This is a genomic window from Eggerthella sp. AM16-19 (assembly GCF_003474385.1).
GTDB lineage: Bacteria > Actinomycetota > Coriobacteriia > Coriobacteriales > Eggerthellaceae > Senegalimassilia.
In genome coordinates this window covers 1-845 of sequence record NZ_QUCY01000054.1, presented here as the reverse complement: position 1 = coordinate 845, position 845 = coordinate 1, and the positions used below count along the sequence as shown (strand labels likewise).

Annotated in this window: 1 protein-coding gene; it reads left to right on the top strand. The window is 62.2% G+C overall.

Annotated elements, in window-relative coordinates; genetic code table 11:
• Nucleotides 1-39: 39 nt before the first annotated feature.
• Nucleotides 40-845 (top strand): serine/threonine protein kinase (locus DW178_RS11085; RefSeq protein ID WP_118351527.1); only part of this gene is annotated, 806 nt, incomplete at its 3' end.

The window sequence follows — 845 nt, the reverse complement described above, 5'->3', positions numbered from 1 at the left end:
TGAAGGTGTAGGAAGCACCTTCAAAGAAAGGAGACAGTCATGGCGAAGATTGTCAACTCTTGGAACGACTGGGATCCGTTGAAGCGCGTCATCGTTGGCCGCTGCGATAACTCCATGATCCCGCCCGAGGAGCCCGCAACCTCTGAGAAGGTGCCGGTCGACTCCGAGATGCGCGGCATGTGGGGCCTGCGCCCGCTGCGCACCGTCGAGCGCGGCAACGAGTGCCTCGAGAACCTGGTCAAGGCCGTCGAGGAGCGCGGCGTCGTCGTCGACCGCCCGACGCCCCTGCAGTGGAACCAGGCCATCGGCACGCCGGACTTCCGCAACGATTCCATGATGACCTGCATGCCTCCGCGCGACATCCTGCTGACCGTCGGCAACGAGATCATGGCTTCCGCCAACTCCTTCCGCTGCCGCTACTTCGAGTACCTGGCCTACTGGCCGCTCATGAAGCAGTACTTCGATGAGGATCCCGAGTTCCTGTGGACCCAGGCTCCCCGTCCTCGTCTGACCGACGCTTCCTACAAGCACAACTACTACGACGAGAAGATCACCCTGGAAGAGCGCCTCGTCCGTACCGCCAACAAGGACTTCGTGACCACCGAAGTCGAGCCGATGTGGGACGCCGCCGACCTCATGCGCATGGGCAAGGATATCTTCATCCAGCACGGCCTGACCACCAACCGCACCGCCATGGAGTGGTTCCAGCGCTACTATCCCGAGTATCGCATCCATGCCATGAACTTCCCGGGCGATCCGTACCCGATCCACATCGACGCCACCTTCGTGCCGCTGCGTCCGGGCCTGATCATCAACAACCCGCATCGTCATCCCGCCGAGGGCCA